Annotated in this window: 18 protein-coding genes; 6 read left to right on the forward strand and 12 right to left on the reverse strand. The window is 69.9% G+C overall.

The features are described from left to right. Nucleotides 1-24: 24 nt before the first annotated feature. The gene (locus QT196_RS35650) at nucleotides 25-699 is read left to right on the forward strand and encodes a DUF5825 family protein (protein ID WP_168482758.1); all 675 of its coding nucleotides are present in this window, start codon (nucleotides 25-27) and stop codon (nucleotides 697-699) included. A 49-nt stretch (nucleotides 700-748) separates the two neighbouring features. Here the strand turns inward: QT196_RS35650 and QT196_RS35655 are convergent, their stop codons facing one another. From QT196_RS35655 to QT196_RS35665, 3 genes are all read right to left on the reverse strand, one after another. Beyond that, nucleotides 749-1,807 (reverse strand): RICIN domain-containing protein, encoded by a 1,059-nt coding sequence (locus QT196_RS35655; RefSeq protein WP_290356410.1) that lies wholly within the window; start codon nucleotides 1,805-1,807, stop codon nucleotides 749-751. A gap of 91 nt (nucleotides 1,808-1,898) precedes the next feature. Then, entirely contained in the window at nucleotides 1,899-2,894 is a 996-nt protein-coding gene (locus QT196_RS35660; protein ID WP_290356411.1) for a DMT family transporter, read from the reverse strand. A 151-nt stretch (nucleotides 2,895-3,045) separates the two neighbouring features. Further along, nucleotides 3,046-3,681 (reverse strand): GNAT family N-acetyltransferase, encoded by a 636-nt coding sequence (locus tag QT196_RS35665; RefSeq protein ID WP_290356412.1) that lies wholly within the window; start codon nucleotides 3,679-3,681, stop codon nucleotides 3,046-3,048. Nucleotides 3,682-4,234: 553 nt separating this feature from the next. Here QT196_RS35665 and QT196_RS35670 point away from each other — a divergent pair. Next, a complete protein-coding gene (locus QT196_RS35670) occupies nucleotides 4,235-5,368 on the forward strand; it encodes a hypothetical protein (protein WP_290356413.1) in 1,134 nt (377 codons plus the stop codon). 87 nt (nucleotides 5,369-5,455) lie between these two features. Here the strand turns inward: QT196_RS35670 and QT196_RS35675 are convergent, their stop codons facing one another. The 9 genes from QT196_RS35675 to QT196_RS35715 form a co-directional block, all read right to left on the reverse strand. Next, nucleotides 5,456-6,214, reverse strand: coding sequence for a DUF2470 domain-containing protein (locus tag QT196_RS35675; protein ID WP_290356414.1), 759 nt, complete (start codon nucleotides 6,212-6,214; stop codon nucleotides 5,456-5,458). 15 nt (nucleotides 6,215-6,229) lie between these two features. Beyond that, nucleotides 6,230-7,357: a tRNA (adenosine(37)-N6)-threonylcarbamoyltransferase complex transferase subunit TsaD gene (gene tsaD, locus QT196_RS35680; RefSeq protein WP_290356415.1), complete on the reverse strand. Its 1,128-nt coding sequence runs from the start codon at nucleotides 7,355-7,357 to the stop codon at nucleotides 6,230-6,232. A gap of 255 nt (nucleotides 7,358-7,612) precedes the next feature. Then, the gene (locus QT196_RS35685; RefSeq protein ID WP_290356416.1) at nucleotides 7,613-7,969 is read right to left on the reverse strand and encodes a hypothetical protein; all 357 of its coding nucleotides are present in this window, start codon (nucleotides 7,967-7,969) and stop codon (nucleotides 7,613-7,615) included. A 1,017-nt stretch (nucleotides 7,970-8,986) separates the two neighbouring features. Beyond that, a complete protein-coding gene (locus QT196_RS35690; protein WP_168482764.1) occupies nucleotides 8,987-10,639 on the reverse strand; it encodes an APC family permease in 1,653 nt (550 codons plus the stop codon). A 617-nt stretch (nucleotides 10,640-11,256) separates the two neighbouring features. Beyond that, complete coding sequence (locus tag QT196_RS35695; protein ID WP_290356417.1) at nucleotides 11,257-11,703, reverse strand: hypothetical protein; 447 nt, start codon at nucleotides 11,701-11,703, stop codon at nucleotides 11,257-11,259. 19 nt (nucleotides 11,704-11,722) lie between these two features. Then, nucleotides 11,723-12,781 (reverse strand): hypothetical protein, encoded by a 1,059-nt coding sequence (locus QT196_RS35700; RefSeq protein ID WP_248001471.1) that lies wholly within the window; start codon nucleotides 12,779-12,781, stop codon nucleotides 11,723-11,725. Continuing rightward, a complete protein-coding gene (locus QT196_RS35705; protein WP_290356418.1) occupies nucleotides 12,778-14,778 on the reverse strand; it encodes a hypothetical protein in 2,001 nt (666 codons plus the stop codon). Before QT196_RS35705 ends, QT196_RS35700 begins: the two co-directional genes overlap by 4 nt. Next, a complete protein-coding gene (locus tag QT196_RS35710) occupies nucleotides 14,775-15,530 on the reverse strand; it encodes a TIR domain-containing protein (RefSeq protein ID WP_168482767.1) in 756 nt (251 codons plus the stop codon). Before QT196_RS35710 ends, QT196_RS35705 begins: the two co-directional genes overlap by 4 nt. Before the next feature lie 12 nt (nucleotides 15,531-15,542). After that, nucleotides 15,543-16,835: a helix-turn-helix transcriptional regulator gene (locus QT196_RS35715; protein WP_266732882.1), complete on the reverse strand. Its 1,293-nt coding sequence runs from the start codon at nucleotides 16,833-16,835 to the stop codon at nucleotides 15,543-15,545. A 946-nt stretch (nucleotides 16,836-17,781) separates the two neighbouring features. Here QT196_RS35715 and QT196_RS35720 point away from each other — a divergent pair. Genes QT196_RS35720 through QT196_RS35735 form a run of 4 tightly spaced genes read left to right on the forward strand, consistent with a single transcriptional unit; the run spans nucleotide 17,782 to nucleotide 23,228 of the window. Continuing rightward, nucleotides 17,782-18,951: a cytochrome P450 gene (locus QT196_RS35720; protein ID WP_290356419.1), complete on the forward strand. Its 1,170-nt coding sequence runs from the start codon at nucleotides 17,782-17,784 to the stop codon at nucleotides 18,949-18,951. Nucleotides 18,952-18,962: 11 nt separating this feature from the next. Next, nucleotides 18,963-20,129 (forward strand): cytochrome P450, encoded by a 1,167-nt coding sequence (locus QT196_RS35725; RefSeq protein WP_168482770.1) that lies wholly within the window; start codon nucleotides 18,963-18,965, stop codon nucleotides 20,127-20,129. Further along, complete coding sequence (locus QT196_RS35730; RefSeq protein WP_168482771.1) at nucleotides 20,126-21,361, forward strand: MFS transporter; 1,236 nt, start codon at nucleotides 20,126-20,128, stop codon at nucleotides 21,359-21,361. The genes QT196_RS35725 and QT196_RS35730 overlap by 4 nt, the downstream gene beginning before the upstream one ends. A 55-nt stretch (nucleotides 21,362-21,416) precedes the next feature. Then, complete coding sequence (locus QT196_RS35735) at nucleotides 21,417-23,228, forward strand: prolyl oligopeptidase family serine peptidase (protein ID WP_290356799.1); 1,812 nt, start codon at nucleotides 21,417-21,419, stop codon at nucleotides 23,226-23,228. Nucleotides 23,229-23,480 lie beyond the last annotated feature (252 nt).

Below are 23,480 nucleotides of genomic sequence, written 5' to 3' on the forward strand. Positions count from 1 at the left end.
TCACATGCCCCGCAGGAGAACGCCATGACCAGCACCGCCACCCCGCCCGCCCGAGCACTGACCCTCCACGCCTGGCGGGACTACGACCAGGACGCCTGCGCCCTGCCGGGCATGAGCCTGGGCGCGGTCGACCTGACCGCACCACCGGACGGCCAGGCCGCCCGGCTGTGGGAACTCGGGGCACGCCGGGTGGAGTTCACCGGGGAGATCGACCTGACCGCGGTCGACGACCCCGCCGACGCCGCCCGGGCCGTCCGCAGCCTGTGCCTGATCCGCGATCTGACCGCCCGGGCCGTACTGGTGCAGTGGCAGCTGCGGCTGCCCCCGGAGCCCGACGACGGCTGGCGCGACCTCAGCCACCTCCAGCCACCCCGTACCCTCAGCGGCCCCACCGACCCCGCCGCCGCGCTGGCCGAATGGCGCAACGGGCACTATCTCTGCAAGTGCCTGTGGCGCCAGGGCCCCGGCTTCGTCCAGATCCGCGACCGCCGCTGGGGCGAACTGCGCCGCTTCACCGCCGAGGAGCCCGAATACCAGCAGGCGATCGACCGGCTCTCCTACGGCGCACCGCTCCGGGACGTGCCCCCGGCCATCGCCGCCGACTTCCTGGCGGAGCACCTGGTCTCCCGCACCGGCCCGCTGCTGTGGTGGCTCCCGTACCGGGTGAACCGGTGGATCCAGGAGGCCATGGCCGTCTGAGGACCGTAGGGCGGGCCCGCACGACCCGTGCGGGCCCACCCCTTCTGATTCAGCTGTTGCAGTTCGTGAAGTCCGGGCTGGTCTGCGCCAGATAGATGCTGGACCGGCCCTGGTCATCGCTGCGCAGCGGGACCGTGACGGTGTCCTGCGCCTTCCACGGGAAGCCGTCCGCATCGAAGGTCCACTCGCCGGTCACCTTCGTCGCCAGCTCCGACAGCGCCACCCAGCCGTACTGATGCGACGGCACGGTGATCACCAGGCTGTTGCCGAGGTCCGTCCGCAGGTCGTAGGTGACCTGGCCGGAGAGGGTGAGGCTGACGCTGGTCTGCACGGGGCTCGCCATGCCTGTGCCGAGGGTGGAGGTGAAGGACACTCCGAGCTGACTCGACCAGCCGGTGGAGGTGTTCAGCGAGAACGTCCAGGGCACCGGCGCCTCGGTGCCGTTGTACCAAACGGGAGAGACGCACTGCTTCGGAAGCGGCTCGGCCGGGGCCTGCGACCCCTTCGTCCAGGAGCAGGTCGCGGCGTCCTTCTGGCAGCGCTTCGACGCATAGGCCACCGCGGCCTTGAACACTGCGCCGGTCGCCGAGGAGGGGATCTTCCACTGCTGCGCCTTGCTGCCGTTGCAGCCGTAGGTCTGGGTCCAGGCGTCGTTGTACTGGGCGCCCAGCACGACATCGACGCACTTGTTGTCACCGGCGTTACGGATCATAAAAGTGTCGCTGGTGCCGCTCACGGGCTGGAAGTACCAGCGCAGACCGGACGATCCGGAACAGGACTGCTGCTTGAGCGGATAGCCCGCCCCGACGCACTTGCCCGTGACGTCATTGACGAGGGTGAACGACCCATCGGCCTGAAGGCCGGCGTTCCACTTCTGGTGGTAGCCCGGCGCGGAGTTGGTGACGATGAAGACACCGTCCCCGGTGTTGCCGTTCTGCACATCCAGGTTCCGGCCGTTGTTGACCGACGTGAACGTCAGTCCATTCAGGCCCGAACCGTCATCGGCCTGAGCCGTTCCGGTCTGCGCACCCAGGCCGAGGGCGACGGCGAGCACGGCGATAAAGACGGTGAGTGTTCTGCGTAAGCCGCTGTGTCCGGTCGGTCTCATACCAGAACAACCCCCTTATCCATTCGGAGTATTGGTGGTGTAGTCCACCGTGCTCCGCACGCTATCGCCCCCGCCGCCCCGGCGGCAGTGCTCAGCCGGCAGTGCGCTGTGCGCACTCCGCCGACACCTCGGCCTGCGCAGCCGTACGACTCCCGCGTGCGGCCTCCGGTACCTGCGCCCGCCCCTTCCCCCGCATCCGCGACACCGCCACCCCGGACAGACAGAGGAGGCCACCCAGCAGCGTCAGCCAGCCGGGGATCTCGCCGAGGAGCAGCCAGGACAGGAACACGACGATCACCGGTACCGCGTACGTCGTGGCACCCATCTTCCCGACGGTCGTACGGGACACCGCATAGGCCCACGTGGTGAACGCAAGGGCCGTCGGGAACACACCCAGGTACACGATCTGCAAGGTCGCCGACAGCGGAGCCCGGCTCACCTGCGACACCAACTGGTCGGCGAACGGCAGACAGGCCACCGCTCCGGCGAGCGCGCCGAACGTCGTCACCTGCATCGGTGTGGCGTGCTTCAGGGTCGGCTTCTGAAGCACCACACCCACCGCGTACGCCAGCGCCGCGAACAGACACAGCAGCACGCCGACGAGAGACGACGTGCCACCGCCAGACATGGACAGCCCGACCACCACGGCCCCGGCGAACGACACCGCCATACCCGCCATCAGCTTCGGCGGGAAGCCCTCCTTCAGCAGCCATCCGCCCAGCAGCGCCATCAGGATCGGCCCGACATTGACGACCAGGGAAGCCGTACCGGCGTCCACATGCCGCTCGCCCCAGTTCAACGCGACCATGTACGCGCCGAACCACAGCACTCCCGAGGCGAGGATGCCCGGCCAGGCCTCGCGGGGCGGGAATCCGCCACGCCGGGCCAGCAAGAGGGCGCTCAACACGACGGACGCCACCACCAGCCGGCCCAGCGCGAGCGCACCCGGCCCGAAATCCGCAGCGGAACTACGGATCGCGATGAACGACGACGCCCACAGCACCACCGTGACGCCGGCCGCGGCGAGCGCACGCCCGTCCGCCCGGCTCACGGACCCGGCATCGCCATCCACCGCTGCTGTTCCCACCCGCCGACTCACTCCTGCGACCTCCCCAAGCCCGTTGCGTACGCCCGACGCGCACACATGAGCCGCCAGCTTGTAAGAGGCCGCACCGCACTGACAAGCGAATACCGGTCTTGCCCGAGCCATGCCGACTCGCGCAGCCCCCGGCCTGACCCTAGGCGTCGCCCGACGGACGCGGCTCCCGTCGCATCGCCCACAGCGTCGGCCCGCCGCCCGGCAGCTGGAGCTCCTGCCGCACGGTGAACCCGAAGTGCTCGTAGAACGGAAGATTGGTCCGCTTCGACGACTCCAGAGCGACGGGCATACCCGCCGCGTCGGCCTTGGCCAGCCCCGACCGCAGCAGGGCGGCCCCGTGCCCTTGGCCCTGGGCGGCGGGGTCGGCCCCCAGCACCGCCAGATGCCACTGCGGCTCCTGCGGGGCGTGCTCGGCCGCCGCTTCGACGGCCTCCCGGAACAGCGCAGCCCGGTCGCCCAGGATGTCCTGAAGCTCCTCGATGGTCTCCGCATCGGGCACGGCCTTGGCCATCGCCTCCGGCGCCACCCAGAACGCAGCTGCCGCCCCGGTACGTTCACACACACCGTGCCGCCCGTACTGCCGGGTGAACAGGGTGCTGAAGTAACGGACGAGCCCCGCCGGACGAGCGGCATCGTCGGGAAAGAACCAGCGCATCATCGGGTCGTCGTCAAAGGCATCGGCGAGCACCCGGCTGATGAGCGGAGCGTCGTCGATCGCGGCCGTCATCGGGGTGTTTGTGGTGTTGTTCCGGTTGGTTATCGGCATACGGGTCATTCTGCACGCTCGATGATCTTGAGTTGCAGGGGGATCGGTTGTGGCGTAGACGGCGACGGCGCCCCGGCCCACCCCCTGATCACCGGCCTGGCCTCGGCTGCCGTGGACCGTGTCGGCGCGCGGTAAGCGCAGCAGGCCGCCGACTCAAGTGGAGCCGGTCCCTCCCGGGACGGACCCGGACACTCCCGGATGAGTTCCGGCCATTGGGCGGCGGAATCGTCCCGACCGGTCAGGGGTGCGGTAGGAAAGGGGCCGGTTCGCGGAAACCTCCCATCCAGGGAGGTTGAGGGAGTTCTCGGTACGTCACGGACGGGTGCGTGGCATGCCCAAGGCGGTGCAGGGCGGTGCGGGGAGGGCAACCGCTCCGCGCGGCCGTGAGGTGAGGTGATCGGCCCCCGCCTCTCCCGTGAGGTAAGGCGATCGGCCCCGCCTCTCCCGTGAGCGCACCGAACGAACAGCTCCCCTCCGGCGTTGCCGGGTCCTTCCCGTCGTGCCCCACCGGCTCAATCCGGTGCCGACGGGGGCCATTCCCGTGTTCTCGGAAACGGAGACCATGATGCGAAGACCTATCCGTGCCGCGGTGGCGGTGGTCGCGACCGCTTTCCTCATACCTCTGCTGACGGCGAGTCCGGCGCCCGCCTTGTCGGGCCGGCCCGCCGACGGCGCCCGTAAGCCCGCCGATTGTCGGCCCGCCCTCCAGGTCCTGGCCTCTCTGCCGGGCTCAGGTGGCAGCCAGGTCAAGGGACTTGGGCCGACTGCCCTGGCGGTGGGGGTATCGCGCGGGTTGCCCGTGTACTGGACGGGGGCCCGGGTCCATCGCGTACCGCTGCCCGCCGGATTCACCGGCGGTGAGGTCGCGGCGGTCAACGCGAAGGGGCTGATGGTCGGTTCGCTGCACGCCGCGGGCCGTACCGCCGCCTTCAGTTTCCGCGCCGGCGCCCGCGCGGTGACCCTGCTGCCGGAAGGGGCGCATGCGGCGGACGTCAGCGACCAGGGGCTGATCGTCGGTGACGCGGTCAAGGGCGGCTCTCTCGTCGGCCTCGAATGGGAGGGCGCGCGGATCCTGCGTCGGCTCGCGCCACCGGCCGGGTACTCGCTGACTTCGGTGACCGCCCTCAACAACGCCGGTCAGATCGCCGGTTCCGGTGAGGCCGTCAAGGACGACGAGTCGTGGTCGGCGGGCCTCGTCTGGCCCGCCAGGAGGAGCGCCGCGGCCATTCCGCTCCAACGGTTCTGGCCCGCGGGAGTGCCCTACGACTTCTGGTACCCCCGCGATATCGACCGCGCCGGACGCATCGTGGGCACCCACGACTACACCCGGCTGGACACCCGGACTCCCACCCAGTGGCTGCCCCCGTACACGACCGAGAGCGAACCGGGGCTGCTCGGGGAGCGCACCAGCGGCACCTTCGAAGCCATCAGCCCCACCACCAACGTGAGCGTGGGCACGGCCTCGGACAGTCACATGGTCGGGCCCTTCCCGCCGGAGACGGCGCCCCCGGAGCAGGCGCAGATTTGGCCGGGAACCGGCCCCCTGCTGGCGCTGCCCCGGCTCTCTCCTGAGGGCGCTTCCCAGGCGTACGCCGTCAGCGACGACCAGCGCGTCGGCGGCTCCGCGGCCGACGCCAGGTCGACCAGCCGCGCCGTCATCTGGACCTGCGCCCTGCGGCAGGCATACCGGCCCTGACGCCGGGATGCAGGTCACGGCCTTCCCGCGCCGTACGTGACACGGGGCGCCCGGCGAGCAACCCGGCGCCGGGCGCCCCGGCCCCGTTCAGCTACGGCGCGATATCGCGTTCTCGTCCGGCCCGCGCTCTCCGCTGAGCAGCCGACTGCCGTGTGAACAGCGCCGGGCGGTGGTGATCAACGCCTGGAGCTGAATGCCGAATTGATCGGCGTCGGTGAGCGCCTTGTGGAAGGGCAGCCGTACATCGTGGTGGCCGAGCGGGTACTCCACGCGGAGGGTGATGCCGTAGCGATCGATGGCCAGCGGCACCACACGCTCCATGAGTTGCAGGAAGCGGGGCTCCACCAGTCGCAGCAGCAGCGGAATGTAGTGAGGGTGCTCCTCCACCAGGTGGGTGAGGATGTCGGCTTCATAGGTGGCCAAGGGGTCCGGGGGAGCGGCCATCAGGTCGTGAAGACCGATGCCGGCCTTGCACGTTGCCGTTTCGAACACCGCCGTGGCGAACTCCATGCAGTCACCGGCGGGCGAGGCCGCCTTGTCCCGCGAGGTCAGCCACCCCATCACGGTGACGCGGGCACGCACCCGGTCGCGCACGGGGAGCGGGGCGACATCCGTGAACTTCAGGGTGGCGAGCACCCGCTCACCCGCCCCGGCCGCGCCGGTGAGACCGGCATCCGCGGGAGATGGGTGCAGGTGGACGTGCTGTGTCGCTCCTGGCCCGTTTCCGCGGGACACCTCGGTGCTGCGGCCATCGGCCACCATCGTCATCGAGTGTGCCGAGGCCAGGATCGCCCGGACTCTTTCGGCGCTGGTCGGCTGCTGCTCCGCACCACCGGAGATACGCATAAGGACTCCTGAAGGTTAGGTAAGGCTTACCTTGCCAGTCCGTCCCGGCTCGGTGGGGAAGCGGGCAGGCGTGGTCCCGGCTTTCCCTGTGAGGGGTCGGGCGACCGGATGGAGCGCCGCGTACACCAGGGGCGCCGACGGGTCGATCGAGACATCGAGCGGCGCGGGTGCGGCGCCCGCTCGGACCAGGAGATCCCCGACGGCGGCGATCATCGCGCCGTTGTCGGTGCACAGCTTCAGCGGCGGGACGCGCAGGGTGAGGCCGGCCGCCGCGCACCGCTCCTCCGCCAGCGCCCGCACCCGGGAGTTGGCGGCGACCCCGCCGACCACGACGAGGGTGTCGACGCCATGTGCGGTGCAGGCGGCGACCGCCTTACGGGTCAGCACATCGGCGATCGCCTCCTGAAGCGCGGCAGCGCCGTCGGCCACCGGCAGGGCCTGTCCGCGATGCCGCTCCACCCACCGTGCCGCGGCGGTCTTCAGCCCGGAGAACGAGAAGGCGTACGGGTCATCGCGCGGCCCGGTGAGCGGCCGGGGGAAGGCGACCGCGCGGGCGTCGCCCTCGCGCGCCGCCCGGTCGATGGCCGGCCCGCCGGGATAGGGCAGCCCGAAAACCCGCGCCACCTTGTCGAAGCACTCGCCCGCCGCGTCGTCGAGGGTGTCGCCGAGGTGCACGATCGGATCGCGGGCCAGATCGCGAACGAGCAGCAGCGAGGTGTGGCCACCGGAGACGATCAGCACCACGCAGGGGTCGGGCAGCGGCCCGTGCGCCAAGGTGTCGGCGGCGACATGTCCCGCCAAGTGATGCACGCCGTACAGCGGAACGCCCAGCGCATACGCCAGCCCCTTCGCACCGGCCAGCCCGACCTGAAGCGCACCGGAGAGCCCCGGCCCGGTGGTCACCGCAACCGCCCCGATGTCGGACATCCGCAACCCGGCCTCCGCCAGCGCCCGGTGCACGACCGGGGTGAACGCGTGGACATGCGCACGCGCCGCGATCTCCGGCACCACCCCACCGAACCGCGCGTGCTCCGCCATGCTCGACGCCACCGCATGCCCCAGCAGCCGGCCGTCGCGCACCAGCCCCACCCCTGTTTCGTCACAGGACGATTCGATGCCCAGCACCACGGGCGTTCCCTGCATGCCGTTCCGTTCCCTTCTCGCGCACTGCGGCATCGACTATTGCCGCGGTTTTGTTATTGCGAAGGGTATGCAAGAAGGCCCCGCCTCGTGCCCGTGGACCCCTGTAGCGCGCAGGGGTACGGGCCATCCATCTGAGTGAGGTCTCCGCCTCTAGGGCGAACTCCTGCGCTGGCTTGCGGCGAGTCCCACCGGACGTACGGCCCCCGCCCATCGGACAGTTGAGGCTCCACCACAGCCACGAGGCCCGCGCTCCGGTCAGCTCACGCGCCCGCTCCACCATGCGCTTTCGTCCGGGCCGCTCCACACTGCCCTTCTGTCTGCGGCCAGGGCCAGGCTCACCTCCACCCCCATGCTCTGCGACGCGTTCGGGGGCAGGGCGAATCCCTGGGTGACCATCTTCGTCATTCCGGGCAGCAGCAGTGTTTTGCCCAGGCCGCGGGAGTGGTCGTCCCCTTCGAAGACGGCTTCGGCCGTGCGCCCGTTGGCGTCCTTGGCCGAGATGCCGAAGAACTCCTCCAGATCGACCACGTTGGTGGAGCCGTTGCGGATCGTGACCTCAACGGCCATGGTGCGATTGCCCGGTGTGTAGCCGCGTTCCCAGTCGTGCTTCATGGGGCGGGGGGTGTAGGGCTTGGGCGTCGAGACCGTCGCCTGGACCCCATTCTTGAAGCAGTAGGTGGTGTGGAAGCTCGCCGGGCTGCTACCAGGTGCTGAGGCGGTCTTCTGTTCCGGGGAGGGGGAGCGGGAGGCACCGGCCTTGGCCGGCTCCGATGAGGGCTTTGATGGCCACTGGGCGGGCCGGCAGGAGGCTTGGTGGAGAGGGTCAGCGACGGCCACGGCGCCATTGAGGCACCACACGGTGGCCAGCCCGCCAAGGACCGCGCGGCTTGGGGCGGGGCTCATGCGGTCCGGGGGAGTCCGAGCCCGGCCCGGCCGGGCCCTCGTGGGAGTCGGCAAGCGGGGAGGCGTCTCCGCAAGGGGCTCCCGCCTGCGGCTTCGGGGAATCTGCCATAGCCACACTCCGTTCTTGTGACGTCCGGCCACACGCCGACCCGGGGTACAAAACACCGGGCGGTGGCGACCGTTCATGATTCACGGGCTACCGGGGGAGCGGTGCGCGGAGAGCCGGCCCGGATCTCGGAGCCAAGGGTCCCTGCACCGCCGGAGCAAGGGCGTTCCGGCCTGCTGGGAGGTAAGACGGGGATTTCCGCGAAGGGGTTGGTTCATGGGGTTCCGGTTCCGCCCGTCGTCACGGGCTGCTCCGTACAGGGTGTTGTGGTTCCGTGCCCACGGAGGGCACGAGCAGGCGGTATTCGGGCAAGGAGTCGGCCCCCTTGTGACCGAAGGCCCCGCCGCCACCGGGCATCGGTCTCCCGCAAGTCCACCCGGAACTGTTAAGAGGCGGCCTTATAGACCGCGCCGTGCGTATCTGTAGCCCTGAAATTCCCACCCTGGTTGAGGCCGCGGAACCTGGCCCAATTGGCGGTTCACGGCAGACATTTCGCGGGGCCGCCACCTGAATCAGGTGACGGCCCCGCGAAAGATCTGCGGCTCGCCCTCAGGAATGGACCGGCGCTGAGAGGAGATAGGACGCCGGGCCCGAGCGTGCCCAGGACCCGGCGAGGCGTTCTAGACGGACGCCATCGGACGGGCGTCGTCGGGGGTGACAGCGGAGGCCGGGTCGGCTTCCGCGGGGGTCGGATCGCTGGTCAGCCCGCGTTCGTGGGCCTTGACCCCGGAGCGTACGGCCCAGAAGTAGAAGACCGGGGCGGTGACCGCGATCAGGGCGGTGCCGAGTACGCCGGGGAGGACGCCCCGGCCGCCGAACTCCTCGCCGCCCAGCGCGGACACCGCGGCGGTCCACACCAGGAAGGCGATCATCCACCAGGCCGGCGCGAACTGCCGCAGCAGCTGTCGCTCACCGCGGCGCCACAGCACCACGGCCGCGACCGGCGCCGCCACCAGCGTCAGCACGGTGATCTTTCCGGTCTCCGGCCACTTCGACCAGTACAGCGCGCAGGCGGCGAAGGCGAAGGTGACCGGGCACAGCACCCTGGCGGCCGGCAGCCGGAACGGACGGGGCAGCTCCGGGCGGGTCCGCCGCAGCACGCCCACCGCGATCGGGCCGATCAGATACGAGATGACCATGGCGGCCGACACCACACCGGCCAGCGCCTGCCAGCTGCGGCCGACGGTGAGCAGCAGTACGACGGAGAAGGCGAGGTTGAGCCACATCGCGGGGCGGGCGGTGCCGTAGCGCGGGTGCACGGCCGCCAGCTTCCGGGGGAAGAACCCGGTCTCGGCGAGGTTGGTGACCATGTACGCGGCCGAGGCGACATTGGCGATGTTGGATCCGGCCGGCGAGATGAACGCACCGAACTGGAGCATGGTGACCACCCAGTGCAGCATCAACAGCCCCGCCAGGTCGGCGAACGGCGAGTTGAGGTTCACGCCCTGCCATCCGCCGGACCGCTCCAGCAGCTCGGGCGGCACCGACCCCAGGTACGCGACCTGGAGCGCCGTGTAGATCACCAGGCCCAGTGCGAGCGCACCGATCAGCGCGACCGGAATGGCCCGGCCCGGGTTCTTCGCGGCCCCGCCGAGGTTGACCACGGCCTGGAAGCCGTTGAAGGCGAAGACCACACCGCAGGTGGTGACGGCGGTGAGCACGGCCGGCCAGCCGTACGGGGCGAAGCCGCCGTGGTCGGTGAAGTTCGAGGTGTGGAAGCCGGACCCGACCAGGGCGAGCACCGCCAGCACCGGGATGGCGAACTTGACCAGGGTGAGCACGGTGTTGGCGCGCGCCAGCAGCTGGACCGACCAGAAGCAGGTCAGCCAGAGCGCGAGGGTCAGGATCAGCGACACCGCCGTGCCGGAGAGAGTCAGCTGGTGGGTGGCCGGATCGACCAGGCCCTTCGCCCAGTCGAAGCTCCAGGACGTCATGTACTGGGTGGCCGCGATCGACTCGATCGGGATCAGCGAGGCGGTCGCGATCCACACCGCCCAGCCGGTGAGGAAGCCGAGGACCGGACCGTGCGAGAGGTGCCCATAGCGGGCCATACCGCCGGGGATCGGGTAGGCCGAACCGACCTCCGCGTACGACATCGCGATCATCCCGATGAAGATGACGCCGATCACCCAGGCGACCAGCGCCGCGGGGCCCGCCACCTGGGCAGCGGAGCCGGCCCCGAAGAGCCAGCCGGAGCCGAAGATCGAACCGATGCCGATCATGATGAGGGCGAAGAGGCTGAGCCCCTTGCGCTCGCCGGCGCTCATATCCATGGGAAGTGTTGTCCGTCCTGGTGGTGCGCATACCCCCGCACATCGGCGGGGCCGCTCTCGTCTGCCGCCAACCACCTTATTTCCGGCCAACCCTCGAGAACGCCGCTGAGCTGCCCGAACATCGCCCGGACGGACCCCGCCGAACCACGATCCCCGGTCCAACAGCCCCACACGCACGGCCCGTTCACTCCCCGGCCGCCACTCATCGGCGGCCCGGGAGATCACCACATGAGACACGTCACAGCTGGGGGCGGAGGGGGCGCTTGTCTGTGGGTGTGGTAGGTCGGCCACGCGGGCCTCGGCTTCGCTGGCGGGCTTGATGACCGCTTCGGCCTTGACGTCGACGACCTCGCGGGGTTCGTCGGCCTGAAAGCCGTGGGTGCCCGGCGCGGGGGCGATGCGCCGGGCTGAGCACGCTGCCCGTGGCAGCCCCTCGCGCAGGTCGAAGCACAGTGGGGCGGCCGCGCCCCCTCCATCGCGCCGAGATCATCGCCATCCGCCGACTGGCAAACACAGCACCCGGTGCCCGGCTCTCGTCCCCGCCTCACCACTGCGATCGAAGTCGGGGAGACACCGGGGGAGGGCGGCGGCCTGCCCGGGTGCTGAGGGCCGTGAGCTCAGTCCTGCGAAGAGGCGGTGGGGTGGTGGAAGTGCAAGGTGAGCCCCGTGACCTGGCCGGATTGAATGACGGGGCCGTGCTGGACCCCGCCACTGATGTCGTTGTGCACCGTCCCCGGTCGTGTACCCGGATCGTTCGCGAGCCGCTGCAAGGAGGCGAGCAAAGCGCGCAGATCGTCCCCAGTGGCGCCGGCCTGTAGAAGATGTCGTAGGTAGGCATGCAACTGGTGCGTGATGTCTTGGGTGGTCTGTGTGCCCTCTACAGCCCCGAGGGCAAGCAGACGGGCCCTGGCGGAGTCCAGATCGGCGACCGAGGCACCCTCCGCACCGGCGCGGGAGAGGAACCGTCCGACCAGCTCCCGGGCGTGCGTCCAGGAATCGGTGACCATGAGGGAGACCAAGGTGGTCGCTCCGGATGCGGCGAGAGCGGCCAGCTCGCTGTCCATAGGGTTTCCTCCAGGAGGTTCAGAGTCCGGGCGTCTCGTCGGACGTGTCGTCATCCGGTGTGTGCCTCGCGGGCGGGTCGAACCTGCGCAGCAGTTCCTCGGCAGTCTCGTTCCGGTCCTGCGTCTTGATGATGTCGGCGATCTGCTTGGTCAGCATGACGCGCCTGACATCTCCGTCCGCGAAGCCCATGCCGGCGAGGAACCCCTCGAAGTGGTCAGCGGCGGTGGGCTCGCGTTCGAAGGAAGCGGGTGGAGCGTCCACGACGTGCAGGTCGGGCCGCTCGTGTCGCGGCTGAGGCAGGAGGTCCCGCAGTCGTTCGGGCACATCGGTGTCGTTGGCGGCGGAGGTGAGCTGGGCGAGCAGACCGATATCGGCCACAGCCTTCTCCACGTGATCGTCGTTCTTCGCGAGCCACCAGACCACCGCGCTGCCGGTGTCCTTGAGCACGTCTTCGCCGAGGTACTCGCGCTTGCTCTGCTCGTACTTCCGCTGGTGTTCCCAGACCGCCTTGTCTTTGCGCACTTCGGAGAGCTTGTCCAACCGCTCCTGATCGTGTTCGCGCAAGGTGAGCGTGACGTCCTCCGCCATGATCTGGAGGTGGCCGGTGCGGTCCGGACACATCCGGCCGAGTGCACCACTCAATTCGTGCTGGACGAGTGAGGCCCGGCCGGGCTCCCGCTGCTCCGTGATCGCACGGGCGCGGTCCAGCACCGCTTCGACGGCGAGGCCCGCCGGGCCGGCGACGGGGCCGTCGCCGGGGCCTTCAAGCGGGTACCACCGTACGGTCGCGGAGAACAGGAAGTCGTAGTCGGCCCATTGGCTGGGCAGCGCCACGCAGCTGACGCGGTGTTCGCTGCGCTCGATGGGCATCGCGGTGCGCTGCTCGTCGAAGTCGACCGGTACGGGGCCGCGCCGCGCCGCGGCGATTTTGAAGGTTGCCGTGGGTACTCCGACGAGGAGAACGGCGAGGGTGGCCCACGCCCAGGAGGGCCACCCCTGTGTCAGGCCGAGGATCGTCAACAGCAGAGCGCACAGGATGGTGAGGAAGACGGTCGTCGTCTTGCAGCCGGTCGTCATGGTGTGGTCCCCCTGGGTGGTTCCGGTCGAGGTGGCGTGGCTGGTGGGCGGAGGCCCTGCGCCGCGGAGATCTTCTGGAGGAGGCGGTCGGTGGTGTCGACGCCGCGTGCCGCGCCACCGGAGGTGGTGGGTTCCGCCGCCCGGGCCACGGAGTACAGCGCCGCGAGATGTGTGCCGTCGCGGTCCGCGGCGTCGACCAGTAGGTCGAGCAACAGGTCACGACGGTCGCCGGCGTCGGAGGCGGTGTGCAGCCAGCGCCGTGCGTACGGCTGCCAGCGCGGCTGTGGCAGCTGGGCGAACACCTCCCGCCAGCCGGTGGTCACACAGCCCTGTACGTAGTTCTCGTCCATCAGCGCGCGAGGCGAGCCGCCCGGGTCCGTCAGCGGCACCGGGTCGCAGATCCGCAGGAAGAGACCGGCATCGGCGCCTGGAGCGGACGAATGCCGCGTGAGGCGGTCCAGCATGCGGCGCCTGAGCCGACTGCTCGTCGCCACCAGATCGCACAGCGCGTCCAGCGCCGGAGTGGCACCGCGCTCACGGCGGGCGAGGTGGTGCAGCCGGACCATTGCCTGATCGGGATGGGTCGGCGCGATCACGTCGGTGCAGACGCGGAGCAGGACATCCGCGAGATCTCCCGCCAGTTGCTTGTCCCTGCACCACGTGTAGATCAGCTCCCGGAAGTTTCCTCCGTACTGTTTGCTCTCCAGGCCGCGGCTGAGCACGTGGATTGCTGCCGCCGGACGTGCCGGGTTCGTGGTGGTGGTGCCCCATACATCCGCCAGGGCCGCCAACTCCCGCCACTTCCCGGTGCGCAGGTACTGGTCGGCGAGCCGTTGCACCAGCTCTCTGCGGCGGTCCGCGGTGAGGTGCCGATCGGCCAGCTCCGCAGTCCGGTCGGTCCAGGCGCTGAGGAGGGGCCTGAGGTCGGGCATGTGGTCCCAGAAATGGACGCGCACGGCGGTGTCGAAGCCCAGCTTGTCGAAGCGTACGTGGCCGTCCGGTCCGGCCGACGCGGTGATCTCCGTCAGGCGCTCGGACAGGTCCTTGCCCTCCAGCAAGTGAGCGTTGTCACGAGGGGTTTTGAGGGTGCGGAGCAGAAGTGCGGTGGCGTGGTGGATGACGTCGGCGTGCGCGCCGTGCAGCATGGCTGTGGTGAACAGCAAGGCCCGCTGTGGTGCCTCGCGCCGTTCGGCGACGAGGCCGGCGACCTCTTGCCGCCAGGTCTTCCGCGCGTCACGAGCCTGCTCGCACCAGCCGGCGAAATCGTCGGGCGGTCGATGCGCCGTACGGGCCCGCCGCACGCGGTCGGCGAAGTCCGCGATCTCTTCCATCGAACGCCGGTCGTCCAAGAAGTCCGCAAACGCGGGCGCGGGTTGCAGGTACTCCTCGTGCGGTACGTGGTGGAGTCGTAGGTGGCGCCGGAACACTTCCTGAGCCGGAGGGTGCGAGATCTTGGCACGGTAGAGCTGGAGGTCGGATTCCAGCGTGCCGTCGTGCGGCATGACGACCACCAAGTGGGCCTGCTGTTCCTGCACGGCCTTGCGGAGCGCCGACAGATCCCGGCGGGTCCTCGCCCACCTCTGGACGTCGGCCTCGGCGAGGTCCAGCAGCAGGCGGTCGCCGGCGCCCACCAGCCCGGTATCGGTGAGCGCGACTTCCTCGTGGTCGCCGGGCAGCAATTCGCGGAAGATGCCGGTGCTCTGGTGGAGTTCGTACAGGAGGACGCGTGCTGCGGCCGTTCGGCCGCTCCCCGGAGGGCCGTCCAGAATCACGGTGCTGTGCTCTGCCAGCAGACGGCGTGCCTCGCCCATACCCTCGGGGTCGACGAACCGCTGTCTGAGCAGACGAAGCTGGTCATCGGCGATGCGGCGGGGACTCCGTCCGGCCGTCTGCTGGTGGTTGAAGTGGCTTGTGGTGTAGGTGATGTTGTAGACGTCGCCCTGGCCGGCATGCACCGAGCCGCCGGAATTGTCGACCCGGGTGAACGTATCGTTCACCGCTCGTCGTCCTCGTGCCGTCCCGGCCCGCCGAACCGGTGCCGGATGTCACCGTGATGGTCGCCTTCGACGTTCGTCATGCCGTCGCCCGAGTAGTGCCGGCCGCCCGACACATGGCGGGAATTCTGATAGATGTTGCCGTTGCCGGAGTGCACGGGGCCGGTCGACCCCTTGATGACGGTGCTGCCGACGTCGCCGGTGAAGTCCCGGCTCTGTACGGCCGTGCCGTGGATGTCGCCGGCCGAGTTGGACACCGAGGCGGGGTCGGGGGCTGGTGCCTCGGCGTGCTCGAGGTCGTGCAGCTCGGGAACCATGTCGGCGACCAGGTCACCGAGGCGCTTCAGATCGGCCTCGGCGTTTTGCGTGTCCAGCCGTACGGACTGCAATTCGGCCAGCCGCGCCAGCTCGTCCGGCAGATCGTCCTTCTTCAGGCGCTCGGTCGTCCTGCCCACCAGGACAGGGACCACCGGCAGTCCGCAGGCGAACGCCTCCTGGATCTCCTTCCGAACCCAGTCCTCCGGGTCACGGAGCCTGGCCTGGAAGTTGATCCAGTCTGCCCCGATCACCGTCAGAACCAGTGCGCTGCGGCGCAGGCTCGTCAGCAGGGCATCGGGGTAGGCGGTGCCGGGAGGGATGGACTTCGAGGCGCGGAACGCGCGGTCCTTCCCGAAACGCTTGGAGAGCTCGTTGTCGATCAGAGCGGCGGTCTCATTGCCGTCGCCCGTCCGGTAGTTGATGAACACATCGGCCATGGGAGTTCCTCCTCAGGAGTGGGTGAAGCGGGAAAACGTGCCGAGCCGCGGCGACAGGTGGCGCACCGCGGCGTGATCCGAATGGCGGGCCAGGACGCGGGCGAGACGCCGGAGGTCGATCGTGACGGTGGCGGAACGTACGGCTGCCACCCCGTCGAGAAGCGGCTCGGTCAATGTGCAGGCATGGTCGATCTCGCCGTCGGCCGCGTAGGCGAGTGCCCGGCGTACGCCGTAACGCACCTGTGTCCGTACCGCGTCGGGGGAGACCCGCGCGAGCTGCCGGTTCAGCTCCTCGGCCGCCTCCTGCGGGCGGCCCAGGTCGAACAGACACCAGCCGGTGACCATGCCGACCGAGTCGGGCAGGTGCATGGGGCCGATCACCGGTACATCGGCATCGTCAACCTGTGCGGCGAGCAGCGCCCGAGCCCTGTCGAGGGCACGCTGACAGGCATCACGGTCGCCCGCGAGCGCATGGCCCTGCGCCTCGCGCTGCGCGGCGAGTCCGCGGATCCGGGACGGGAGCGTGCCGCTCTGCGCCCGCTGTGCCAGCGCGACCGTCTGCTCGGCGTCGTCCTGGTACATCGTGACCAGCGCCCGGCGGACCAGCGCATATCCGGCCAGCGCCCGGTCGCCGCCCGCGGCCGCAAGGTCCACCGCACGCTGTGTCCACCACAGCGCCGCCTGTTCGTCCCCGGTCTCCTGCACCAGCCAGCCGACGTATTCGGCGTAACGGGAACCGAGCGCGAGCAGCTCCCGGCGGGTGCGGGGGTCCGCATGCGCCGACAGCTCCCGCAGCGTGTGGGTCTGCGCGATCAGCCCGGGGAGCAGGAAGCCGGGCTCGACGCTCTGGCCGAGCCGCCGATAGTGCGAGAACAGGGAGCGGGACGCCTCCAGCATTCCGGCTCCCGTGGCCTGCGAGACGGGGCCGACGCCGCCGGTATGCCAGCTCATCAACGAGGCGGCGCCGGCGCTCACGACCTCGCGCCGGCCCATGGGCCGGAACGAGCCCGAGCCGTCCGGTGACAGCTTCATCGTCCACTCCTCTTCGTCGATTCCGCCTGGTGCCGGCTCATCCGGTGTGCCGGATACGGATGTGGCGACCAGAGCGATCAGTGCTCCGCCGGCCCCGAGGGTGGCGTCGCACAGTCGGGCGAGATCGCGGCTGGGCGCCTTGATGCCTCGTTCGACCTTGCTCAGCTGCGCCTTGCTGTAGTGCACGGCGGCAGACAGTGCGGTGAGGCTGAGTCCGGCGTCCAAACGTCGCTTCCTCAGTTCCTCGCCGAACGCGGTGGACGGCTGCGGCACGGGAACCTCCATAACCATCCATCCAGGCGAACGGGGTGCGCACGAAAGCGTGCAGCAGCCGCGGCCGGACGGACAAGGCGAATGGTGCTGTTTCCCGTTTCCTTCTCCGCAGGTGAGGCGCGGTATTCCCCGGAGTTCGTGGTGCGTCGTGCTGCGCTCGTGGTTCGGCGTGGAGAGCGTGCCGTCCTCGGCGTCACCCACGATCCCGACGTTGGCCATGGGCAGGGCCTGGAGATGCTGGGCACCTCCAAGTCCTGCACGACGCCACGCCCTTCGGCACGGCGGTGTGGGTGCGGTGACGCAAGCGGATCTGGTGCTGCCCGAGCCCTCACACTGTCCAGGGAACCTGGACCGAGGCGCACTTCTCCGCGCCGCCGTGGGCACATGGCCGGGCCGCCACGGAGCGAGGTCCCAGCGATCTTCTCCAGCCAGGGCGCCCGTAGGGGCTCCGCGGTCGAGCACTCACACGAAAAAGAACGGCCGAATCGCCATACCGATCAAGCTCTCCCCAAGGCCGAATTCCCCATTCCGCAATCCCTATTCGGCCGCAGTGGCCGAGAAACGCCACTCCCGCCCGTGATGTGGGTCACGTTTCGACGCCGATACGCGCCCTTTGAGAGGATCTGCCGAGGGCTCAAAGTCTCCCCTACTTCAGCAACCCGCCATTTCGGCCATGTCGGGCGGCTCGTGCGGCGAATTCCTGTGTGAATAGAGTTCTGGTGTCCGGCGGGAGTTCGCCGGTTGCCCTTGAGGGCGGAAATTCTGATTCCCCTTCGCGGATTTCTGGATTCCGTTTCAATGGGCCGTTGCGCTACGGCAAGGGGGTGCCATTATGCGTTACGCGTACTGAGGTATATGAGGCGTCGGCCGGGGTCGATGGACCCCGGCCCGCGCGACTTTTGATGTGCGTAGCCCTCGTGTTCCTCTCACTCGCTCAGGACGGAATGTGTCTGACTACGATCCGCTTGACGCGGCCACGGTGGCCGATCCGTATCCCGTCTATGAGCGGCTGCGGAAGAATGCGCCGGTGTTTTGGAGTGAGCGTTTCGGCTCGTGGATCGTGACGCGTTACTCGGATTGTCACCGCGTGCTCAGCGACGTGGACGTATTCGCCAGCGACTGGCGCAGGGCGGGGCATGAGGCGCCACCCACCGCGGCCCTGAGCATGCAGGAACTGGATCCGCCCGACCACACGCCGGTCCGCCGGCTGTTCACGACGGCCTTGCGCGACCAGGATCTCGACGCGATAGCGGCCTTCGCGGTCCGGGACACTGCCGCGGTGTTCGAGCAGCTGGCCGACACGCCGTCCTTCGACTTCACCGCCGAAGTGGCCCGTCCGGTGGCGCTCCAGGCGGTATGCCGGCTGCTCGGCGTGGAACCCCCGCCGGTCGCCGCGTTCGCCGAGCTGTCCGACGCGCTCGTACGCGGCATGGACGCGGGCCTGCTGCCGGAGGTGCTGGAACCGGCGATGGCGGCCCGCGGCCGGATCAACGCGCTCATGGCCGAGTGGTTCACCGCTCACCGCCGGCCGGGCCTGCTCACCCAGGTCCTCCACGGCGCGGGCGCCGCGGGCGTCACGGAAGACGCGGTGTGGAACAACGTCCGGGTGCTCTTCCTGGCCGGATTCAGTACCACCGTCGGCGCGGCCGCCAACGCCGTGCTCGCCCTCCTCGAACATCCCGGCGCGCTGGAACGCCTGCGTGACCCGGCCCTGCTGGATTCCGGAGTGGAGGAACTCCTCCGGTACGACGGCCCGGTGCAGGGCACCACCCGCGCCTGCGTCGAAACCACCGAGATCGACGGCGTCACCGTGGAGCGCGGCCAGCTGGTGCTGGCGCTCTTCGGCGCCGCCAACCGCGACCCCGAACGGTTCGCCTGCCCCGACGAGTTGCTGCTCGACCGGCACCCCAACCGGCATCTCTCCCTGGGCTGGGGCCCGCATGCCTGCTCGGGCGCCCTCCTCGCCCGGATCATCATCAGGGCCCTGGTCCAGGAGCTGCTGGCCGCCCCCGCGCCCCCGCGTCTCGCCGCCCCGCCCGTCAGGGTGCCGCGGGCCACCCTGCGCTACCCGGACCGGCTGCCCGTCACGTTCCAGAACGCTGAGCCCGAACGCTGAGAGTGAGAGCCATGACCACTGACGCCGCAGTCGAATACCACCCACTCGACCCGGACACCCTGCTCGACCCCTATCCGGTGTACGCGTCCCTGCGGGCGACCGGCGCGCCCGTGTGGAACCAGAAGCTCGACAGCTGGGTGCTCACCTCGTACCGGGACTGCCGCCAAGTCCTCCTGGATCACGAGAACTTCGCGGCCGACTGGCGGCGGGCGGGCGAGACCGTCCCCGACCCCGCGCTGGACGTCCACACCATCGACCCGCCCGACCACACCGCGATCTACGGAGTGCTCGCCGGCTCACTGCGGGACATGGCTTCGGACGGCCTCGCCGCCCGCACCAGGGCTCACATCGCGGCCGTGCTCGACGCGCGGCCGGACGGGCCCTTCAACGCGATCACCGAATTCACCGAGCCGCTGGCACGCTGGTTCATCCCCGAGGCCATCGGCGTTCCGCCCTTCGATCTGACCACCGTGCGGCCGATGGCCGAGGCCATCACCCAGGCCATGGACTCCGGTCTCAACCCGGCAGCCAGGGAGCCGGGGGTCGCGGCACAGCGTCAACTGGCCGCGATGATCGAGGGCTGGGTGACCGGGATGGACGCGGACCACCCCATCCGCGTACTGGTGGCCAACGCCATGGCCGCCGGCGTCCCACGCCATATCGCGATGAACTCGCTGCGCACCCTGGTCGTCAACGGCTTCACCGCCGTACCGGCCTCCCTCGGCAACGCGCTGAACGTGCTGTCCAGGGACGCGAGCCTCCTTGCCGACCAGCTCGGCAGCCCCGAGGCGATCGACCGGGCGCCGCATGAGTTCTTCCGTTACGAGGCGCCCATCCAGGGAACGACCCGGCTGGCCGTCCGGGACCTTGAATTCAATGGCGTAAAGGTGCGCCGCGGCCAGGGAATGCTGATGCTCTTCGCGGCCGCCAACCGCGACCCCGAGCAATTCGACGGCCCCGACACCGTACGGCTCGACCGGTGGCCGAACCACCATCTCACCTTCGGCTACGGCGCCCACGCCTGCACCGGATCGCTGCTCGCCCATCTGCTCCTGCGGGAGTTGCTGACCGTACTCGTGGAGCGCGGTACCACTCTCAAGCCGGCCGGGCCCGCCGTACACAAGAAACTCGCCACCGTCCGCACCCTCGCCGAACTTCCCCTGGAATTCAGTAAATGAGCAGGTACCGCACTGCGCTGGGCATACGCGAATTCCGCGCGATTTTCACGGCACATATCGTCTCCATGGTGGGAGCGGTCACCGCGAATTTCGCGCTGGCCATGCTCGTCTACTCCCGCACCGGCTCGTCGCTGCTGTCGGCACTGGTCTTCGCGCTGGTCCTCGCACCGCATCTGATCGCGGGCACCCTGCTGTCCGCGCTCATCGACCGGCTCCCGGCCCGGCGGCTGCTGGTCTGCTGCAATCTGCTGTCCGCGGGGCTCGTCCTCGTCATCTCGCTGTCCGGCACCCCGGTGCCCGCCGTACTGGCGCTGGCTTTCGCCCTTGGCCTGATCGAGCCGGTGTTCTCCGGCGCCCGCGCGGCCACCCTGCCCGACGTACTCCCCGGCGACGCCTACGTGCCGGGCCGCAGCCTCATGCGACTGGTCGCCCAAGGCGCACAGCTGGGCGGATTCGCGGTCGGCGGCCTGCTGATGGCGGCCTTCTCACCGCAGGTGATGCTGCTCATCAACGCGGGCTGCTTCCTCTTCTCGGCCCTCGTACTGCGCCTGGGGACCAAGGAACGAAGGCTGCACCCCGACGACGGCACCACCGGGCGGACCTCCCTGCTGCGCGACTCCCTCCACGGGATCGGCGCGGTGATGCGGGTTCCGGCCGTACGCCGCACGCTGCTCCTCGGCTGGGCGGTCCCCGCACTGGGAGTGATCCCGGAAGCCCTGGCGGTGCCGTACACCGCCGGGCTCGGGGGCGGGGCGACCGCCGCGGGCCTGCTGCTCACCGCGATCCCGCTGGGGACCGTGGCCGGCGAGGTCCTCACCAACTGGCTGGTCCCGAAGGAACGGCAGATCCGCATGATCGGCCCGGCCGCCCTGCTGGTGTTCGTGCCGATGCTGCTCTTCGCACTCCGCCCGGGCCTGGTGCCCGCGATCGCTGTGCTGTTCGTGTGCGGCCTGGGGTTCAGCACCCAACTCGGCCAGGACCGGCTGCTGCTCCAGGTGGTGCCCGAGGAACTGCGGGCCAGGACGCTCAGCCTCCAGACGGCCGGGCTCATGTTCTGGCAGGGGCTCGGCTTCGCCGCGGGTGGCGCGGTGGCCGAGCTGTTCAGCCCGAGCGCCGTGATCTGCGCGGGGGCGGTGGCCGGCCTGTTCGCCGTCGTCCTGCTGCTGCGCGGCGCGGTGTTCGATACCGAGAAATGGAGTCCCAGGAGTGCGGACGGAGTCGTCAGTGGCTGAAACGGGTGGCGGGGCCGATGAGGAGCGATGGAAGGCACGTATCGGAGTCGCCCATGTGACGGTGCCCCGCTGGGCTCGCGACGCCCCCGACCGCTGTGTCTACCGGTCGAACGCCACCGGTACCTGGGAGTTGTACGAGTGGGACCGGGCGAGCGACACCCGACGCAGGCTCACCGACCGCCCCCACGGCACCGCCCTGGGCTTCCTCGACCCGGCCGGCACCTGGGTGTGGTGGTTCGCTGACACCGACGGAGACGAACGTGGCGTCTGGATGCGCCGACCGTTCGGCGGTGACCACGACGAACCCGCCGTACCCGCTCTGGGCCCCGCCCACCAGGCCGGCTTGGCCCTCGGCACGAACGGCCTCGCCGTAATCGGCACCACGATGACGGGCGGTACGACTACGACCGGCGGTACGACCACCGGTGGTACGACCGCGACCGGCGGCACCACCATCCGCATCTGCCGCCCGGGAACCGCACCACGGACGCTCTGCACCCACCCCTCGGACGCCCATGTCGGGGCCATGTCCGCTGACGACACTCTCGTTGCGATCGGCCACAGCGAACACGGCGACAGCCGACACAAGGCGGTGCGCGTACTGAGCCTGGACGGCACGGTGGTCGCCGACCTGTGGGACGGCGAGGGGCGCGGCCTCGGCGGCATCTGGGACGGCCCGGGCAAGGGCCTCGGCGGAATGGCGTTCTCCCCGGTCCCCGGCGACAACAGACTGCTCATCGAGCACGAGCGCCACAGCCGGCCCGAGCCCATGATCCTGGACGTCGCCACCGGCGAGCAGCGCGAGATCGCCCTCGACCTGCCCGGCGACGTCAGCGCCGCCTGGTACCAGGACGGCTCGGCCTTGCTGATCTGGCACACCCACCACGCCCGCGACGAGCTCTACCGACTGGACCTCAACACCGCGGAAGCCGGCGGCCTGATCCGACTGGACACCCCTAAGGGCGTCATCAGAGGCGCCGGAACACGTCCGGACGGCACCGTGGAGTTCGCCTGGTCGAGCGCCGCACACCCCCCGGTCGTCAGGTCCACCTCGGGCGGCACCGTACTGGCCCCACCGGGACCGACGGCCCCGCCCTCCGTCCCCGTCACCGATGCCTGGGTCGACGGCCCCGGGGGCCGTATCCACGCCCTGATCTCCCGGCCCCCGGGCACCGACGGCCCGCTCCCGTGCGTCTTCGAGGTACACGGCGGTCCGATCGGTTACGACGACGACGCCTTCGACCCCGTGGTCGCCGCCTGGGTCGACCACGGCTTCGCAGTCGTCCAGGTGAACTACCGGGGCTCCACCGGCTACGGCTCCCGATGGCGCGACGCGATCGAGGGACGCCCCGGCCTCACCGAGCTGGAGGACATCGAGGCCGTCCGCGAATGGGCCGTCACCAGCGGCCTCGCCGCCCCCAAGCGCCTTGTCCTGTCCGGCCGTTCATGGGGCGGCTACCTCACCCTGCTGGGCCTCGGCACCCGCCCGGAGAACTGGGCCGTCGGCATCAGCACCATGCCGGTCGCGGACTACTTCGCCGCCTACGAGGGCGAGATGGAGGCCCTGCGCGCGTACGACCGCTCACTCTTCGGCGGCTCGCCCGACGAAGTCCCCGAGCGGTACCGGGCGTCCTCCCCCCTCACCTACGCGGACCGCGTCACCGCACCGGTCCTGGTGATCGCCGGCGAGAACGACCCCCGCTGCCCGATCCGCCAGATCGACAACTACGTCAACCGCCTCGCCACACTGGGCAAACAGCACGAGGTATACCGCTACGACGCAGGACACGGCTCACTGGTCGCCGGCGAACGCATCAGACAGATCGGGGCGACGATCGCGTTCGCCTGTGCGCATCTGCCCGGTTGATATCGGGCAGATGGGGTGAAGGGCAGGCGCCCGCCATGGCTGGCGCCCTCCACGAAGTGGCGTGGGGGTGCACATTCCCCCCGCCGCCTCAGCTTGGCGCCCAGCCCTCAGTTCAACCGCCGGAACGACTCCGTACAGACAATCCAGCACACCACGACACCGGGCCGGGCCCCACCCAACCACAGAGATGAACCCCGTCGCGTGCCTTTGACGTGGCCTTCTTGATCTTCGCTCTTATCCTGCAAGGAGCTT

The organism is Streptomyces sp. P9-2B-2 (assembly GCF_030406865.1).
GTDB classification, from domain to species: Bacteria; Actinomycetota; Actinomycetes; order Streptomycetales; family Streptomycetaceae; genus Streptomyces; species Streptomyces platensis.

Coding starts and splice junctions, on each gene's coding strand:
- QT196_RS35665 (WP_290356412.1), bottom strand. CDS start 3,681: ATGACCCGTATGCCGATAACCAACCGGAACAACACCACAAACACCCCG.
- QT196_RS35685 (WP_290356416.1), bottom strand. CDS start 7,969: ATGAAGCACGACTGGGAACGCGGCTACACACCGGGCAATCGCACCATG.
- QT196_RS35670 (WP_290356413.1), top strand. CDS start 4,235: ATGATGCGAAGACCTATCCGTGCCGCGGTGGCGGTGGTCGCGACCGCT.
- QT196_RS35730 (WP_168482771.1), top strand. CDS start 20,126: ATGAGCAGGTACCGCACTGCGCTGGGCATACGCGAATTCCGCGCGATT.
- QT196_RS35655 (WP_290356410.1), bottom strand. CDS start 1,807: ATGAGACCGACCGGACACAGCGGCTTACGCAGAACACTCACCGTCTTT.
- QT196_RS35695 (WP_290356417.1), bottom strand. CDS start 11,703: ATGGACAGCGAGCTGGCCGCTCTCGCCGCATCCGGAGCGACCACCTTG.
- QT196_RS35725 (WP_168482770.1), top strand. CDS start 18,963: ATGACCACTGACGCCGCAGTCGAATACCACCCACTCGACCCGGACACC.
- QT196_RS35675 (WP_290356414.1), bottom strand. CDS start 6,214: ATGCGTATCTCCGGTGGTGCGGAGCAGCAGCCGACCAGCGCCGAAAGA.
- QT196_RS35700 (WP_248001471.1), bottom strand. CDS start 12,781: ATGACGACCGGCTGCAAGACGACGACCGTCTTCCTCACCATCCTGTGC.
- QT196_RS35650 (WP_168482758.1), top strand. CDS start 25: ATGACCAGCACCGCCACCCCGCCCGCCCGAGCACTGACCCTCCACGCC.
- QT196_RS35710 (WP_168482767.1), bottom strand. CDS start 15,530: ATGGCCGATGTGTTCATCAACTACCGGACGGGCGACGGCAATGAGACC.
- tsaD (WP_290356415.1), bottom strand. CDS start 7,357: ATGCAGGGAACGCCCGTGGTGCTGGGCATCGAATCGTCCTGTGACGAA.
- QT196_RS35690 (WP_168482764.1), bottom strand. CDS start 10,639: ATGGATATGAGCGCCGGCGAGCGCAAGGGGCTCAGCCTCTTCGCCCTC.